Here is a 16,365-nt window from a genome sequence, read left to right on the forward strand (position 1 = left end):
CGCCTTTTCAGGCGGTTTTTTATTGCCTGTCTGGTACAAACGTATCAACTTGTTACTTTCATCTGAGAGGAAATACCTGTCGTGATTCGTGCAATAGCTCAAGAAGGTGCAGCGGGTGTCGCCACTGCGGTCGCTGAAAGTGTTCAGTACCAGGGCCGCAAGGCCAGCCGACAGGGCAGCGAGCAGCGACGACAGGAAATCCTGGATGCTGCCATGCGCATTGTCGTGCGCGATGGCGTGCGCGCCGTACGACACCGCGCGGTGGCCGCCGAGGCGCAAGTGCCGTTGTCGGCGACCACTTACTATTTCAAGGATATCGATGACTTGCTCACCGATACCTTCGCCCAATACGTGGAACGCAGTGCGGCGTACATGGGCAAGCTGTGGGTGAACAACGAAGGCCTGCTGCGCGACATGATCGCCAGTGGCGATGGTAGCCCGCAGGCGCGTTCGAAACTGGCGGACGATATTGCCCGGCTGATGACCGATTACGTTCATCGGCAACTGGTCAATCGCCGTGAACATTTGATGGCCGAGCAGGCGTTTCGCCAGGAAGCATTGCTCAACCCGCGTCTGGCCGAGCTGGTGCGCTCGCATCAGCAAATCCTGTTGCAGGGCTCTTGCCAGCTGTTCCAGGTGCTGGGCTCGCGCGAGCCGCATCAGGATGCCAAGGTGTTGACGGCGATTATCGGCCGGATGGAATATCAAGGGCTGCTCAATGTAGACGAGCCTGCCGCCGAACAGGAAATGCTCGGTATTCTGACGCGCTACATGCACCTGGTGCTGGCGTCGGTGTGACGCGATCCCCTGTAGGTCAGCGGTGTGTTCATAGGGAGTTTTGAATGAAAGCCTGGCGTGTCGTTGTGATCGCCTTGTCGTTCCTGCTGCTCGGTGGCTGTCTGGTGACCTTCAAGGAACCGCTGCCCACAAGCGAACCCGCGCCCAAAGGATTACTCGGCAAATGGACCAGCACCAATGCCTGGGGCGAGCCGCTCAACCTCGAACTGACCCGCATCGGCGACAACCGTTATCAGGCCGTCAGCTACTACCGGGCCAGGCCCAGGGAACGTGAAGCCTACCCGTTCACCCTGTCGCGCCATGGCAACCGCTGGTATCTGTCGGCGAAGGTGCCGGCGCAATTCGGCGGGCATTTCACCATTGGCGGGTTTGAACTGACCGACAAGCATGAGCTGGTGGTGTACAACCTCGACCTCGACCAGATCAACCAGGCCATGAAGCAAAAAGCCCTGAACGGCGAACGCTTGCAGACCGACGACGGCGATGGCGTATTGATCGACAGCAACATGGATCAAGTCGCCGCCTACCTCGACGACCCGGCCAATACCGATGTGTTCGTCGAAGCGGTGCGCTATCAGCGTCAGGCCAAAGCCAAATAACCGGCACCAACGGGTTTCTACAGGAGTTTCGCGTGGACGATTACCAACAGTCGATACGCATTTTGTCCGATCGCATCGTGTTGGCGCAGACGCCGATCCGCGTCCTCGATGCGGTCAAATGGGACGACAACATTCGCAAGGGCTTCCTCAAGGCCGATGGCAAGGAAATGCCGGCGGTGGACCGCGACTACTACCTCAACCGGCCGCTGGCGTTCGATTCCAGCAAAGTGAAGCTGGAGTTCCAGAACATCGAGCGCGACATCACCCGCCAGCTCGGCCAGTTCAACCCGGTCGGCCAGATCATGCGGCGCATGTGCAAGGAATACCGCATGGTGGTGCGCATGCTCGAAGCGCGTGGCACCGAGGATTTCGGCCTGATTTCCCAGGAGTTGTACGGCGCCGCGTCCGACGCGTTCCACGCCGGCGACCCGACGCTGTCCGACCTGGGCATGATGCTGTCCGAATACCTGAATAACATCGATGGCCGCGGCGATCTGAAGGATGAACCGAAGACGCTGACTGCCAAGGATGCGGTCGACCTGTTGCAGCATCGCTTGAACAAGGTGTTTGGCGAGGCCGAGGAAACCATCCGGGTGTTCGAGTCCGACGGCATCGTCGCCGATGCGGCGGCGGGCGCCGACTACATCAAGATCCGCGCCGACGCGATGTTCAACGACCGCGATGTGCGTGCACTGGAAGTCCACGAAGGGCTGGTGCACGTCGGCACTACGCTCAACGGCCTGAACCAGCCGATCTGCACCTTCCTCTCCAAGGGACCGCCCTCGTCGACGGTGACCCAGGAAGGCCTGGCGATCCTGATGGAAATCATCACTTTCGCCTCGTACCCGAGTCGCCTGCGCAAACTCACCAACCGCACCCGTGCGATTCACATGGTGGAGGAGGGCGCGGACTTCCTGCAGGTGTTCGAGTTCTTCCGCGAGCAAGGTTTCGAGATGCCCGAGAGCTATAGCAACGCCAGTCGCGTGTTCCGTGGCTCGGTGCCGACAGGTCTGCCATTTACCAAAGACTTGTCCTACCTCAAGGGCTTCATCATGATTTACAACTACATTCAACTGGCCGTGCGCAAAGGCAAGCTGGAGCAGATACCGCTGTTGTTCTGCGGCAAGACCACGCTGGAAGACATGCGCACCTTGCGCCAGTTGGTGGACGAAGGCCTGGTAGTGCCGCCCAAGTACCTGCCGGAACAGTTCCGCGACATGAACGCACTATCGGCGTGGATGTGCTTCTCCAACTTCCTCAACCACCTGAGCCTGGACCGGATCGAGGCGGATTACTCCAACATCCTGTAACGATGACGCGGACCATTGTAGGAGCGAGCTCCGTGTTTCAACTCCATACTGCGAGGTTTCAACGGATGAGAACCCTCGGCATCCTCTGCCTTCTCCTGGTCTTGAACGGCTGCAGTTCACTGCTGTTCTACCCCGAACCCGGCCAGTTGTTCACTCCGGAAAAGGCTGGGCTTGAATACCGCACCGTCACCCTGATCACCGCCGATGGCCTCAAGCTGAACGCCTGGTGGCTGCCGGCGAAGAAGGGTGTCGAGGTCAAAGGCACGGTGCTGCACCTGCACGGCAACGGCGGAAACCTGCCCATGCACCTCGGCGGGAGCTTTTGGTTGCCGAAAAATGGTTACCAGGTGTTGCTTGTGGACTATCGCGGATATGGCTTGTCCGAAGGTGAGCCAAGCCTGCCGGCGATGTATCAGGACATCGACGCCGCATTCGCCTGGCTGGACAAGGCGCCGGAGGTCAAGGGCAAGCCGTTGATCCTGCTCGGCCAGAGCCTTGGTGGCTCGATGGCCGTGCATTACCTGGTGCAGCACCCGCAACGGCAGAAACAACTCAAGGCCATCGTCCTCGATGGTGCCCCCGCCAGTTACCGCAGCGTGGGCCGGTTTGCCCTGAGCAACTCGTGGTTGACCTGGCCATTCCAGGTGCCGTTGTCCTGGCTGGTACCGGATGGTGACAGCGCGATCAACTCCATGGCGCAACTCAAGGATGTGCCGAAACTGCTCTACCACAGCATCGACGATCCGATCGTGCCACTTTCCAATGGCATCCGGTTGTATCAAGCTGCGCCGCCGCCGCGGGTGCTGCAACTGACCCGTGGCGGTCATGTGCAGACGTTCGCCAACCCGGTCTGGCGTAAAGTCATGCTGCGTTTTCTCGATGACCCGCAACATTTCAACGGCCTGCGCCGCCTGGGTGAAATCCCCAATTACCCGGCACCCCCGAATTCCGAAGATGAACCACCAGAGAGTCCGCAATGAGTGAAGAACGTAACGCCATCCCGCTGATCATCACCGGTATCTGCAGCATCCTCGGCACCGTCGGTGCCCTGTGGTGGTACGGCTACCTGCACTTCGCCAAGCCCGAGGATGCGTTGCTGCTCAACGAATTCACCATGCTCAAGACCATTCCGGGCGAAGACTACAAAGTCTCTCTGGAACCGGCCGCGCAAGTCGCGCAGTGCATCGATGGCGTGCTGGTGCTGTTCGACATGGAACAGAAAGGCCTGACCGGCGTGCTGGTCGACAGCAAGAAAAAAGCCGTGCGCTGCATGGGGCAGGAAACCCCGCAGAAGCTGGAGCCGTAAACCGGTATTTGTTGGCAATAGAGATCAAATGTGGGAGCGGGCTTGCTCGCGAAGACGGTTTCACATCCAACATATGTGTTGGCTGATCCACCGCTTTCGCGAGCAAGCCCGCTCCCACATTGGTTTCGCGCAGTAACTTGATTATTGGGTGTATGAACTCACCGCCGAACGCGGCATCACCGGCTGATTGTCATTGGAAATGGTCACCTCCACCCGGCGGTTCATCGCCCGGCCCGAGGTGCTGCTGTTATCTGCCACCGGATACTCCTTGCCGTAACCCTGGGTGACGATACGCGCCGGATCAACGCCCATCTTCACCAGTGCAGCACGTACGGAACCCGCGCGACGCTCCGACAGCGACTGATTGTGCGACGCCGTACCGGTGCTGTCGGTATAGCCCTCGACGATCACTTTGCGCTCGGGGTTTTCCTGGAGGTACTGCGCCAGTTTATTGATGTTCGCCAGGCCGTTGGCTTTCAGCTCGGCCTTGTCGGTGGCGAACAGCACATCCCCGAAGGTCACCAGCGTCCCGCGATCGGTCTGCCTGGCGTTGAGGCTGTCCTTCAACTGTTTTATCTGCTGATCACGGGCGTCGAGGCGGGCCTGAGCCCGTTGCGCCGAGGCATCTTTCAGACTGGCCTCGGCGGTGCGCAGGGCGATGGTCTGCTTGGCCACTTCGACGCGTTGATTGGTCAAATAGGCAAGCTGGTCGACCTTGGCCGCGTCCTCCTTGTCCATGTAGGCCTTATCGGCCATGTCCAGGTAATCGCTGGCCTCCTTGGTTTCCAGGGCCGCAACCTTGGCCGCTTGCGGATCGGTTTGCAGGCCGGTGTAGTTGCTGCGGGCCTGTTCGAGGTTGGCGTTGGGTGGTGTGGAGCAGGCTGTCAGGGCGACGGTGACAGCCAGCAGGGCAGGGATCATCAATTGATCAGGTTTCATGATTTCGTCCTTTTAGTCGAGTGGGAATGCGGGGGTGCCGCGCCGCTTACTGAACGCTGCGCTGGCTTTCCTGACGCAATTCCTGGACGCCTTTCTGCGCGTCCTTCACTGATTGTTCGGCCTTCATCGCCTGGGCCTTGCGCTCGGCCACGCGAGCGTCCCACTCGGCCTGTTCAGCGAGCATCCGCGCCTGGTCGTATTTCTTGTCGTGCATGGCGATTTCGGCTTGCTTGAGCTTGTCCTGGGCCGACTTCATTTCCACGGCGGCGAACTCGGTGCCGCCGGCGCTCACGGCATCGTTGACGGCCGATTGGGTGACTGCGTACTGCTCGGTCGGCGGGTTACCGGCGCAGCCGGCCAGGACCAGGCAGCTGCCCAGGGCCAACGCCGCCAGTCTGAGGTTTTGCGAACAGGTAAATGAGGACGTGCTGGTTCGGGTTTTCATGGTCTTCAACTCCATTGGGCCAATTCCTGAAAAACGTCGAAGTCCACCCTGGGCAAGGCACTGAAACCATCGATTGCGGGGTATTTTGAAACGCTCGTCCCAGGCGTGGTTACTTGGGTTGACCCGAGGCTTTTTTTGAAAGTTCAGAGAATTTAGTCAGCTATTGAAAAAGCCGTGATCGAATCGACCGGGCTCTGGGACGGGGATTTGCGCCATGCGCAGCCGTGTTTCCAGGCCTTTGGTCGGCCCGACGAAACGCGGCTTTTGAAGGGGAATACGGGGCAATGTGGGAGCGAGCCTGCTCGCGAAAGCGTCGTGTCAGTCAACATCAATTCCAACTGACAGAACGCTTTCGCGAGCAAGCCCGCTCCCACAGGTTCTGCGGAAAATCAGTGTTTCTGTTTGTCGTCAGGCATCGACAAATCGTGCAAATGCCGACGGGACAGCGCCAGAAAGCGCGGGGTCGGCCCGATGTCTTCGTACAGCGGATCGCCTTCTTCATCGGTGGCGACCACGGTCGAACCTTTGACATACGGGAAACTTCTTTCCAGCTCTTCCAGCGCGGCGCCGATCAGGTCGCCGAGCAGTTCTTCGGGATGCCGCTTGGGGTACATCTCGACGAGCGCGGCCAGCCGTGCGGCAGACTCCACGTCCAGATGAATCGAGTAGCCGGTGTCGGTCAGGCGACCCTTGGCGTTTTCTTCCCAGTGGTGGGCAAGCTCGCGGATTTTCATATTGACCTCATTGCGCTCCCGCTCGTGGCAGGCAGGGTGAGTGTCCGGCATTGGCCGGCGACAGCCATTGTGCAGCTTATCTTCAGACTAGCTTCAACAGGCAAGGTTTGAAGGCCCTTCGTCGTCTTGCTTGTAAGAACCCGTCTGGGGCGGCACTCTTTAGGTTCTTAGCCGCCCGGATTTTTGCTGGAGACCTGCTGATGACCGATATTGATGCACGCTTGCGCGAGGACGTTCACCTGCTGGGTGAGCTGTTGGGCAACACCATTCGTGAGCAATATGGCGAGGGTTTTCTCGACAAGATCGAGCAGATCCGCAAGGGCGCCAAGGCTGACCGGCGCGGCTCCATGGACGCCGAACTCAGTGCCAGCCTCAACCAGTTGACCGAAGACGAGTTGCTGCCGGTGGCGCGGGCGTTCAACCAGTTTCTCAACCTGGCCAATATCGCAGAGCAATATCAGTTGATTCACCGCCGCGAGGAATCCCAGGAGGCGCCGTTCGAAGCCCGGGTGTTGCCGGAGTTGCTTGCGCGCCTTGGTGCCGAGGGGCATGGCGCCGACGCGCTGGCCCGGCAACTGGGCCGGCTGGAGATCGAGTTGGTACTCACGGCGCATCCCACCGAAGTAGCACGCCGCACGCTGATCCAGAAGTACGACGCCATCGCCGCGCAACTGGCGGCTCAGGATCACCGTGACCTGACCAGTGCCGAGCGCGAGCAGATCAAGACCACCTTGCAGCGTCTGATCGCCGAAGCCTGGCACACCGAAGAAATTCGCCGCACGCGTCCGACGCCGGTGGATGAAGCCAAGTGGGGCTTCGCGGTGATCGAGCATTCACTGTGGCAGGCCATTCCCAATTATCTGCGCAAGGCCGATCAGGCCCTGCACACCGCCACCGGCTTGCACTTGCCACTGGAGGCGGCACCGATTCGTTTCGCCTCGTGGATGGGCGGCGACCGCGACGGCAACCCCAACGTGACCGCTGCGGTCACCCGTGAGGTTTTACTGTTGGCGCGCTGGATGGCGGCCGATTTGTACCTTCGGGATGTCGATCGCCTCGCCGCTGAACTATCGATGCAGCAGGCCAACGATGAATTGAGGGCCAAGGCCGGTGACAGCGCCGAACCTTACCGGGCCGTGCTCAAACAGCTACGCGAACGTCTGCGGGCGACGCGCAACTGGGCACACGCCGCCTTGTCGACGCCAACGCCGGCACCGGCCGAAGTGCTGCAAAACAACCGCGAACTGCTCGATCCGCTGGAACTTTGCTACCACTCTTTGCACGAGTGCGGCATGGGCGTGATCGCCGACGGGCCGTTGCTCGACTGCCTGCGTCGGGCCGTGACGTTCGGACTGTTCCTTGTTCGTCTGGATGTGCGCCAGGACTCGTCACGGCACACCGCGGCGATGACCGAAATCACCGACTACCTTGGCCTGGGAAGCTACGAGGACTGGAGCGAGGAAGAGCGCATCGCCTTTCTGATGCGCGAATTGAGCAATCGTCGTCCCTTGTTGCCGGCGTACTTCAAGCCTTCGGCAGACACCGCCGAGGTGCTGGCGACCTGCCGGGAAATCGCCGCTGCGCCTGAGGCATCCCTCGGTTCCTATGTGATTTCCATGGCCGGTGCGGCTTCCGATGTACTCGCCGTGCAGTTGTTGCTCAAAGAGTCCGGCGTGTTGCGGCCGATGCGCGTGGTGCCGCTGTTTGAAACTCTCGCCGACCTCGACAATGCCGGCCCGGTGATCGAAAAGCTGCTGCTGTTGCCGGGCTATCGCGCGCGCCTGCAAGGGCCGCAGGAAGTGATGATCGGCTACTCCGACTCGGCCAAGGACGCCGGCACCACGGCGGCGGCCTGGGCGCAGTACCGGGCACAGGAGCGTTTGGTGGACATCTGTCGTGCGCAGCAAGTGGAACTGCTGTTGTTCCACGGTCGTGGCGGCACCGTGGGGCGAGGCGGCGGCCCGGCCCACGCGGCGATCCTGTCGCAGCCACCGGGTTCGGTGGCGGGTCGTTTCCGCACCACTGAACAGGGCGAAATGATTCGATTCAAATTCGGCCTGCCGGACATCGCCGAACAGAACCTCAACCTGTACCTGGCCGCCGTGCTCGAGGCGACCTTGCTGCCTCCGCCGCCACCTACGCCCGAGTGGCGCCATCTGATGGACGAACTGGCCGCAGACGGTGTCAGCGCTTACCGCGCCGTGGTGCGGGAAAATCCGCAGTTCGTGGAGTATTTCCGCCAGTCCACGCCGGAACAGGAGCTCGGTCGTTTGCCACTGGGCAGTCGTCCGGCCAAGCGTCGCGCCGGGGGGATCGAAAGCCTGCGGGCGATTCCGTGGATTTTCGGCTGGACCCAAACGCGCCTGATGCTGCCGGCCTGGCTGGGTTGGGAAGCGGCCCTGAGCAAGGCCCTGGAGCGCGGCGAAGGCGAACTGCTGGGGCAGATGCGTGAGCAGTGGCCGTTCTTCCGCACCCGCATCGACATGCTGGAAATGGTCCTGGCCAAGGCAGATGCCGACATTGCCCAGTCCTACGATGAGCGTCTGGTGGAGCCGAATCTGTTGCCATTGGGTGCGCATTTACGCGACCTATTGTCGCAGGCGTGCACCATCGTTCTCGGCCTGACCGGGCAGTCGCAGCTGCTGGCACATAGCCCGGCGACCCTTGAGTTCATCCGCTTGCGCAACACTTACCTCGACCCGCTTCATCTATTGCAGGCCGAGTTGCTGGCCCGTTCAAGAGTGCAGGACGTGGCGCAGGGCAGCCCGGTAGAACAGGCTTTGCTGGTGTCTGTGGCGGGGATTGCCGCCGGTTTGCGTAACACCGGCTAAGATTTTTGCCGTGGGGTCAGGCATCCGGCAGGTGAGCCGGATGCCGCCGTATGACGGGTTGAAAAGTGCTGTCAGGCGACAGTTAATGATGGGGTTGCGACTTGGCAAACCGCGCGCAATGGTCGCAAGAGGCAGCGGTTTCTCCGACTTTTGGCGTCTTGTGTGGGCGCACCCTGCTGTGTATCTTGAGCAGCCTTTGGCCGTTTGGGCGGTCACGACCCTATTTTTGAGATTGGCCCAATGAGGCGAATCTGACGTTATCCATATAAAAAATTGAGGAGCACATCGATGCGCGTCATTCTGCTGGGAGCTCCCGGGGCCGGTAAAGGTACTCAGGCTAAGTTCATCACCGAAAAATTCGGCATTCCACAAATCTCCACCGGCGACATGCTGCGTGCAGCGGTCAAGGCCGGCACCGAGTTGGGCATCAAGGCTAAAAGCATCATGGATGCCGGTGGCCTGGTGTCCGATGACCTGATCATCGCACTGGTCAAGGACCGCATCGCCCAGTCCGACTGCGCCAACGGTTTCCTGTTCGACGGCTTCCCGCGCACCATTCCCCAGGCTGAAGCCCTGGTGACGGCCGGCGTCGAGCTGGATGCAGTGGTTGAAATCGCCGTCGAAGACGAAGAAATCGTCCAGCGTATCGCCGGTCGCCGTGTTCACGAGGCCAGCGGCCGCGTGTACCACATCGTCTACAACCCGCCGAAAGTGGCTGGCAAAGACGACGTCACCGGTGAAGAGCTGGTACAGCGCAAGGACGACACCGAAGAAACCGTGCGTCATCGCCTGTCGGTCTACCACTCCCAGACCAAGCCGCTGGTGGATTTCTACCAGAAGCTGGCGGCTGCCAATGGCAAGCCGCAGTACAGCCATATCGAAGGCGTCGGTTCGGTTGAAGCGATCACCGCCAAGGTGCTTGCAGCCCTGAGCTGAAAAACCTGATCCGCTGCATCATCCACGGCCCGCTTGCGGGCCGTAGTTGTTTATACTGACGCACTTTTTTCTGACCTCTTTTACGGAAACATCGATGAGCACCTTGCTGGCCCTGGACACCGCGACTGAAGCTTGCTCCGTTGCCTTGCTGCATGACGGCAAGGTCACGAGCCATTACGAGGTGATCCCGCGCCTGCACGCGCAGAAGCTGTTGCCGATGATCCAGCAGTTACTGGCCGATGCCGGGACCACACTGCAAGCGGTCGATGCCATCGCGTTTGGCCGTGGCCCGGGCGCCTTCACGGGCGTACGCATCGCCATCGGCGTGGTGCAAGGCCTGGCGTTTGCCCTGGATCGCCCGGTGTTGCCGGTGTCGAACCTGGCCGTGCTGGCGCAACGTGCGTTGCGCGAACACGGCGCCAGCCAGGTGGCTGCTGCCATCGATGCACGCATGGATGAAGTGTATTGGGGTTGCTACCGCGAAACGGCCGGGGAGATGCGCCTGGTGGGTGCTGAAGCGGTACTGTCGCCGGAGTCTGCTGCATTGCCGGCCGATGCCAGCGGCGAATGGTTCGGCGCGGGCACTGGTTGGGGATATGCCGAGCGTATCGCTGTCAGCCTGAGCGGGCAGGACGCGGGCATGTTGCCCCACGCCGAAGACCTGCTGACCCTGGCGCGATTTGCCTGGGAGCGCGGCGAGGCGATCGTGGCTGATGAGGCGCAGCCGGTTTATCTGCGCGATAAAGTGGCGACGCCCAAGGCGCGTTAAGCCTTAACAGATCGCAGCCTGCGGCAGCTCCTACAGACGCTCGCATTTCCCTGTAGGCGCTGCCGCAGGCTGCGATTTTTTCCAGGCACCACCAATCGTCATTTTTAGCCTCGGCTTTTAAACCTTTTGCCTTTTATGTGTTCTAGTTATCACTCGGCGGTTTGCGATGTGGGAAATGCGCCACTAAACTGCCATCACTGATTCCGAGTATGCACGCATGCGTATAGACGGCGCCTCCTCTCAGTCCTACCCCATCAAGCGCAAACCTCGCCAAGGCCGCGTGCTGGAAGATGACGCCATTGATATCGAAGGCGAGCTGGAGTTCCCGACTGAAGAGCAATTGGCTGCCCGCGCTGCCAAAGCCTCTGCGCAAAAACTGAGCAATCTCCCCGCCCGTCAGCAAGACCTGATTTACCACCGTGCCATGAGCAAAAGCGTGGCGATGGCCCTGGCCAGCTACCTGAGCACCGCCGGTTTCGTCGATTGGGAAGCGGATGTGCTGGGTCTCGACCTGTACATCTGATGTTGCTGCCGTATTACCTTGGTTGTCCGTCCTGGAGCGAGAACGCCTGGCGCGATTACCTGTATCCGCCGGACGCCAAACCCGCCAATTTTCTTGATCTCTATTCCCAGGTATTCAATGCCGTAGAAGGCAACACGACTTTCTACGCGAGCCCGGCTGCCAGCACCGTGCAGCGTTGGGCCGACAACATGCCCGAGCACTTTCGCTTCACCGCCAAGTTTCCCGGCGAGATCAGCCACGGTGGAGACCTGCGCGAGCAGCTGACCGACGCCGAAACCTTCGTGCAATTGCTCAGCCCTCTCGGTGAGCGGGTGTCGCCACTGTGGTTGCAGCTGCCGAAAAGCTTCACGCCCCAACGATTGCCCGAACTGGCCGGATTTATCGATGCCCTGCAGCGGCCGCTGGCCGTGGAAGTGCGGCATGACGAGTTTTTTGCCAAGGGTGACAGCGAGCGAATGCTCAACCGTCTGCTGCTGGATCGTGGAGTCGAACGCATCTGTCTCGATCCCCGTGCGCTGTTCAGTTGCACCTCGACCGAACCTTCGGTGCTCCACGCTCAATCGAAGAAACCCCGTGTGCCACCGCGTCCGGCGGCATTCACGCAATGCCCGCAGGTGCGTTTTATTGGCCATCCGACGCTTGAGGCCAACGATACGTTCCTGGAACCGTGGGTCGAAAAGATCGCGGTGTGGATCGAAGAAGGTCGCACGCCGTACATCTTCCTGCACACCGCCGACAACGTACTGGCGGCGAAGCTGGCGCAGCGCTTTCACGCCAGGCTGATGCTGCGTTTGCCTGGCTTGCCGGCGCTACCTGAGCTATACAGAGAGCCCGCCATCGAGCAACTTGGCCTGCTCTGAGGCGGATTCTTTCCCCCTTCAGGAGCCTGACCAATGGACGCGCAAACCCTTCGAGCCCAAGCGTTCAAAGCCCTTCATGAACGCCCCGGGGCTTTTGTGATTCCCAATCCGTGGGATGCCGGCTCGGCGAAAATGCTCGCCAGCCTCGGCTTCGAGGCGCTGGCGACCACCAGTGCCGGTTATGCCTTTTCCCAGGGCCGTGCCGATGGCGGATTGACCCTCGACGATACCCTGCTGAACGTTAAGGCGATTGTCGCCGCCACCGACCTGCCGGTTGCCGTGGACCTGGAAAACGGCTTTGCCGACAACCCGGCCGACTGCGCGAAAAGTATCTTGCGCGCAGCAGGGGCCGGAGCCGTCGGTGGTTCAATCGAAGATGCCACCGGCCGCGAAGAAGGCCCGATCTACTGTTTCGAACATGCCGTGGCGCGAATCGAGGCCGCTGTGGCTGCCGCTCGCAGTCTGCCGTTCCACTTTACGTTGACTGCCCGGGCGGAAAACTTCCTGCACGGCAATCCCGATCTGGCCGACACCATCCGCCGCTTGCAGGCATTCGCCGAGGCCGGTGCCGATGTGCTCTACGCACCGGGTCTGCGCAGCGCCGAGGATGTGCTGGCGGTGGTGCGCGCCGTGGCGCCGAAACCGGTGAATGTGTTGATGTCGGGGGGCTTGAAGCTGACGGTCGCGCAGTTGGGTGAGATGGGCGTCAAACGCATCAGCGTCGGTTCGGCGCTCGCACTGGCGGCCTATGGCGAATTCTTTCGCGCCGCCGAAGAGATCCAGACGTCAGGTACGTTCGGTTTCACGTCCCGGTCGATGCCGTACCAGAAGGCCAATCAGTTTTTTAAAGGCTGAGGATCAGGCGGCGATACGCAGGTTCTGCAAGATGATCGGGCGGGCCCAGCCATTATCGAAATCGAGCTGTTTCTGCTGCTCCACCCGTTCTTGCGGTGAGAACGGCGGGAACGGCTTGTCGAGAAGGTCGAGTTCGAATTCGGCAATAGGCAAGTGCAGCGGGCGCGGTTGCGGGGCAGGGCCTGCTTCGTATATCGGTTGACCGGCTTTCAGCACGATCGGGCGAACCCAGCCGCTTTCGAAGTCCTGCTGTTTTTGCTGGGCGACGATTTCATCCGCCGGGAACGGTGGGCGTGGTTTGTCGGCCAGGTCCATTTCGAATTCGGCAATCGGCAGGAACAGTGGCTCGGGCGGGCGGATTACCTTGTCTTTCACCTCGCATTCGCGCTGGGCCACGATGTGCTCCAGCAGCTCGCTGCCGACGGTCGGCTCGACGGGACTTTGGAGATCGACCGGTGGAAAGTTCAGCGATTGCGGCAGCACTTCACCCGACTGTTCGGCCAGCGCCCGGGCAAAGAAATCCTGCCAGATGTGGCTGACGCCGCTCAGTGCCTGGGTGTTTCGCAGGTTGTAGTCGCCGTAGGGCGAGATAAAACCTGTGATTGTGGGTTGAATGTCTGACATTTCTCTCGGTCGACGCTCAGCTCTGGCAAAATGCTCGATAGTTTTGTTATCGGCCGTTTTTGCCGATCATTAATTTTTTGAGCGTGTTTTCCGATGATTGATCAACCTGCGGCCTGCCGCATCCATGTCCAGGCCCTGGACGCGGCTTTCGAGCCACAAGCCGAGCAATGGGCCGAGCGCCTGGGCTTGCCAATGCAAGTGGCGGATGGCGAGTTTGCCTTGCAGGTGGGCGACCAGGGCTTGCAGCTGCAACAGCTGGGGCCGGATGCACCGGGGCCGGTGCGGGTGGACTTCGTCGAGGGCGGTGCGGCCCATCGCCGGCTGTACGGCGGCGGCAGCGGGCAGATGATCGCCAAGGCCGTTGGCGTCGCCCAAGGCGTGCGTCCGCGGGTGCTGGATGCCACGGCGGGGCTGGGTAAAGACGCGTTCGTGCTGGCCAGTCTCGGTTGCGAGATGAGCCTGATCGAGCGTCAGCCGCTGATCGGCGCCTTGCTGGAAGACGGCCTGGCCCGTGGCGCGGAAGATTTCGATGTGGCGCCGATCGTGGCGCGTATGCGCTTGCTCAAGGGCAACTCGATCGAAGTGATGCGCAACTGGGAAGGCGAGCCGCCGCAGGTGATCTATCTCGACCCGATGTTCCCGCATCGTGAGAAAACTGCGCTGGTGAAGAAGGAAATGCGCCTGTTCCGGCCATTGGTGGGCGATGACCCGGATGCGCCGGCATTGCTCGAAGCCGCCTTGGCCCTGGCCAGCCACCGGGTGGTGGTCAAGCGCCCGCGCAAGGCACCGTGCATCGACGGGCCGAAGCCGAGCCATGCGCTGGATGGCAAGTCCAGTCGGTATGACATTTATCCGAAGAAGGCGCTCAAACCCTGAGACCGAGTCGCCTCCATCGCGAGCAGGCTCGCTCCTACAGGGATCTACGGTGTTGCATAGAGCCAGTGTAGGAGCGAGCCTGCTCGCGATAGCTTTACCCCTGACACCGCAAATCCATCAGGCCTGCTCAGGCCGATAAGCCCGCATAAACAACCCCACCACCTCCCGCACATGGCTCTCCGCCGCCTCGCCAACCAGCGGCTCGCCGCAGCCATACAGCAAGCGGAAATTCCCGGCGCCCTTGAGCAGGCAGAAGAAGTGCTCGGCGGCGTTGTGCGGCTTGTCGATGCGCAGCACACCGCTTTCATCGATCTTGCTCAGCAGGCGCTCCATGCCATGCAGCATGCGCTCCGGCCCGGCTTCGAAGAATATCTGTGACAGCTTTGGGTCCTGGCTGCCCAGGGTCATCATCAAGCGATGCAGGTTCACTGATTCATCACTGTTGATCAGTTGATGAAAACCGCGCGCGATGTTCAGCAACACGGTTTCCACCGCCACGCCTTCCGGCAATTCGAAAAACAGCGGTGGCAACTGCTCCTCGCACTTGGCCATCACGGCGGCGGAGAACAGCGTCTCCTTGTCGTTGAAGTGGCTGTAGACCGTCAGCTTCGACACACCGGCCTCGGCTGCGACGGCATCCATGCTGGTATTGGCATAACCCTTACTCAGAAACAGCGCTTTGGCTGCATCGAGAATCGCCTGGCGCTTGACCATGTCCTTGGGTCTGCCTGGGCCATTGGGTGCTGAAAGATTGTTTGGCATATTCGTTTTTATTACTGGACTCGTGAGTTTGCTATTAATAACATACTGCTCAGTATAATTATTCAAAGTACCATTAGCGAAAGGTCCTTTACCATGTTCCGCTATGCCTTGCCCCTCGCGTTGCCAGTCACCCTGGCTTTTTTATTGTCTGCGTGTGGTCACGAAGAGGCACCGACAGTCAGCGTGCGCCCGGCCATGGTGGTCCAGCCAGAGCCTTCGGCGCAGTCCATGGAAAGCTATCCCGGTGAAGTTCGCGCGCGTTATGAGCCGGACCTGGCGTTCCGAATCGGCGGCAAGGTAAGCCGACGACTGGTAGAAGAGGGGCAGCGGGTCAAGGCCGATCAGCCCTTGGCGGAGCTCGACCCTCAGGACGTGCGCCTGCAACTGGAGGCCACTCGCGCCCAGGTTGCCGCCGCCGAGGCCAACCTGAACCTGGTGCGTTCCGAGCGTGATCGCTACAAGACCCTGATGGAGCGCCAACTGGTCAGCCGCTCGCAGTACGACAACGCCGAAAACCTCTACCGTTCCGGCGAAGCGCGCCTCAAGCAAATCAAAGCCGAATTCAACGTCTCCAATAACCAGGCCAGTTACGCCGTGTTGCGTGCGCCGCAGGACGGTGTCGTGGCCAAGCGTCTGGTGGAAGTCGGGCAAGTCGTGGCCGCCGGGCAAACGGTGTTCACACTGGCCACCGATGGCGAGCGTGAAGTCTTGATCAGCCTGCCGGAGCAGAACTTCGGTCGCTTCAAGGTCGGTGAGCCGGTGTCGGTGGAACTCTGGACCCAGCCCGATCAGCGATTCGAAGGGCGTATCCGTGAACTGTCGCCGTCGGCTGATCCAAAATCGCGCACCTTCGCGGCCCGCATTGCCTTCAGTTCCGGCAAGGTTCCTGTCGAACTGGGCCAGAGCGCCCGAGTGTTTGTGCAGGCCGCAGACGTGGTTCCTCTGTCCGTTCCGCTGTCTGCGCTGACGGCGGAAAACGGCGTGACCTATGTCTGGGTCGTCAGCGCCAACAATACTTTGAAAAAAGCCCCGGTGCGGGTCGGTGCCTTCGGCGAGAAAACCGTACCGGTGTTTGAGGGACTCAACGCCAGCGACTGGGTCGTGGCCGCCGGTGTTCATGTGCTTCTCGAAGGGCAGCAGGTACGCCCGGTGGATCGCTCCAATCGTGTGGTCAATCTGGCGGACAAGGAGTAAGCCC

At 60.8% G+C, this 16,365-nt stretch carries 18 protein-coding genes; 13 read left to right on the forward strand and 5 right to left on the reverse strand.

Annotated features, from left to right (window positions below):
* The first annotated feature begins 81 nt into the window (after positions 1 to 81).
* From C8K63_RS10370 to C8K63_RS10390, 5 genes are all read left to right on the forward strand, one after another.
* Positions 82 to 798 (forward strand): TetR/AcrR family transcriptional regulator, encoded by a 717-nt coding sequence (locus tag C8K63_RS10370; RefSeq protein WP_108216620.1) that lies wholly within the window; start codon positions 82 to 84, stop codon positions 796 to 798.
* Between the two features lie 44 nt (positions 799 to 842).
* Positions 843 to 1,397, forward strand: a complete 555-nt coding sequence (locus C8K63_RS10375) for a hypothetical protein (RefSeq protein WP_108216621.1) — start codon at positions 843 to 845, stop codon at positions 1,395 to 1,397.
* Between the two features lie 32 nt (positions 1,398 to 1,429).
* On the forward strand, positions 1,430 to 2,707 hold the full coding sequence (locus C8K63_RS10380; RefSeq protein ID WP_108216622.1) for a flavohemoglobin expression-modulating QEGLA motif protein: 1,278 nt from the start codon (positions 1,430 to 1,432) through the stop codon (positions 2,705 to 2,707).
* A 65-nt stretch (positions 2,708 to 2,772) separates the two neighbouring features.
* Entirely contained in the window at positions 2,773 to 3,687 is a 915-nt protein-coding gene (locus C8K63_RS10385) for an alpha/beta hydrolase (protein WP_108216623.1), read from the forward strand.
* A complete protein-coding gene (locus C8K63_RS10390) occupies positions 3,684 to 4,013 on the forward strand; it encodes a hypothetical protein (RefSeq protein WP_007975029.1) in 330 nt (109 codons plus the stop codon). The genes C8K63_RS10385 and C8K63_RS10390 overlap by 4 nt, the downstream gene beginning before the upstream one ends.
* A gap of 141 nt (positions 4,014 to 4,154) precedes the next feature.
* Here C8K63_RS10390 and C8K63_RS10395 read toward each other — a convergent pair whose 3' ends face one another.
* The 3 genes from C8K63_RS10395 to C8K63_RS10410 form a co-directional block, all read right to left on the reverse strand.
* A complete protein-coding gene (locus C8K63_RS10395; protein ID WP_108216624.1) occupies positions 4,155 to 4,952 on the reverse strand; it encodes an OmpA family protein in 798 nt (265 codons plus the stop codon).
* A gap of 46 nt (positions 4,953 to 4,998) precedes the next feature.
* A complete protein-coding gene (locus C8K63_RS10400) occupies positions 4,999 to 5,412 on the reverse strand; it encodes a DUF4398 domain-containing protein (RefSeq protein ID WP_108216625.1) in 414 nt (137 codons plus the stop codon).
* Between the two features lie 374 nt (positions 5,413 to 5,786).
* Positions 5,787 to 6,131 (reverse strand): pilin assembly protein, encoded by a 345-nt coding sequence (locus C8K63_RS10410; protein WP_104450704.1) that lies wholly within the window; start codon positions 6,129 to 6,131, stop codon positions 5,787 to 5,789.
* A 200-nt stretch (positions 6,132 to 6,331) separates the two neighbouring features.
* Between C8K63_RS10410 and ppc the strand changes: the two genes are divergently transcribed.
* From ppc to C8K63_RS10440, 6 genes are all read left to right on the forward strand, one after another.
* Positions 6,332 to 8,962 carry a phosphoenolpyruvate carboxylase gene (ppc, locus tag C8K63_RS10415; protein ID WP_108216626.1) on the forward strand — a complete coding sequence of 877 codons (2,631 nt, stop codon included), beginning with the start codon at positions 6,332 to 6,334 and terminating at the stop codon, positions 8,960 to 8,962.
* Positions 8,963 to 9,250: 288 nt separating this feature from the next.
* Positions 9,251 to 9,898, forward strand: a complete 648-nt coding sequence (gene adk, locus C8K63_RS10420; RefSeq protein WP_108216627.1) for an adenylate kinase — start codon at positions 9,251 to 9,253, stop codon at positions 9,896 to 9,898.
* A 94-nt stretch (positions 9,899 to 9,992) separates the two neighbouring features.
* Positions 9,993 to 10,667, forward strand: a complete 675-nt coding sequence (gene tsaB / locus C8K63_RS10425) for a tRNA (adenosine(37)-N6)-threonylcarbamoyltransferase complex dimerization subunit type 1 TsaB (RefSeq protein WP_108216628.1) — start codon at positions 9,993 to 9,995, stop codon at positions 10,665 to 10,667.
* A 217-nt stretch (positions 10,668 to 10,884) separates the two neighbouring features.
* On the forward strand, positions 10,885 to 11,190 hold the full coding sequence (locus C8K63_RS10430) for a hypothetical protein (protein ID WP_108216629.1): 306 nt from the start codon (positions 10,885 to 10,887) through the stop codon (positions 11,188 to 11,190).
* On the forward strand, positions 11,190 to 12,050 hold the full coding sequence (locus C8K63_RS10435) for a DUF72 domain-containing protein (RefSeq protein WP_108216630.1): 861 nt from the start codon (positions 11,190 to 11,192) through the stop codon (positions 12,048 to 12,050). Before C8K63_RS10430 ends, C8K63_RS10435 begins: the two co-directional genes overlap by 1 nt.
* A gap of 33 nt (positions 12,051 to 12,083) precedes the next feature.
* Positions 12,084 to 12,905, forward strand: a complete 822-nt coding sequence (locus C8K63_RS10440) for an isocitrate lyase/phosphoenolpyruvate mutase family protein (RefSeq protein WP_108216631.1) — start codon at positions 12,084 to 12,086, stop codon at positions 12,903 to 12,905.
* A 3-nt stretch (positions 12,906 to 12,908) separates the two neighbouring features.
* Here C8K63_RS10440 and C8K63_RS10445 read toward each other — a convergent pair whose 3' ends face one another.
* The gene (locus C8K63_RS10445; protein WP_108216632.1) at positions 12,909 to 13,529 is read right to left on the reverse strand and encodes an energy transducer TonB; all 621 of its coding nucleotides are present in this window, start codon (positions 13,527 to 13,529) and stop codon (positions 12,909 to 12,911) included.
* 93 nt (positions 13,530 to 13,622) lie between these two features.
* Here C8K63_RS10445 and C8K63_RS10450 point away from each other — a divergent pair, with 93 nt between their 5' ends.
* Positions 13,623 to 14,405: a class I SAM-dependent methyltransferase gene (locus C8K63_RS10450; RefSeq protein WP_007995774.1), complete on the forward strand. Its 783-nt coding sequence runs from the start codon at positions 13,623 to 13,625 to the stop codon at positions 14,403 to 14,405.
* Positions 14,406 to 14,522: 117 nt separating this feature from the next.
* Here C8K63_RS10450 and C8K63_RS10455 read toward each other — a convergent pair whose 3' ends face one another.
* Positions 14,523 to 15,167, reverse strand: a complete 645-nt coding sequence (locus C8K63_RS10455) for a TetR/AcrR family transcriptional regulator (RefSeq protein ID WP_108216633.1) — start codon at positions 15,165 to 15,167, stop codon at positions 14,523 to 14,525.
* 93 nt (positions 15,168 to 15,260) lie between these two features.
* On the opposite strand from C8K63_RS10455, the gene C8K63_RS10460 reads away from it, so the two are divergent.
* A complete protein-coding gene (locus C8K63_RS10460) occupies positions 15,261 to 16,361 on the forward strand; it encodes an efflux RND transporter periplasmic adaptor subunit (RefSeq protein WP_108216634.1) in 1,101 nt (366 codons plus the stop codon).
* The last annotated feature ends 4 nt before the right edge of the window (positions 16,362 to 16,365 follow it).

Origin of the sequence: Pseudomonas sp. GV085 (assembly GCF_003050925.1) — a bacterium.
Classification (GTDB): domain Bacteria; phylum Pseudomonadota; class Gammaproteobacteria; order Pseudomonadales; family Pseudomonadaceae; genus Aquipseudomonas.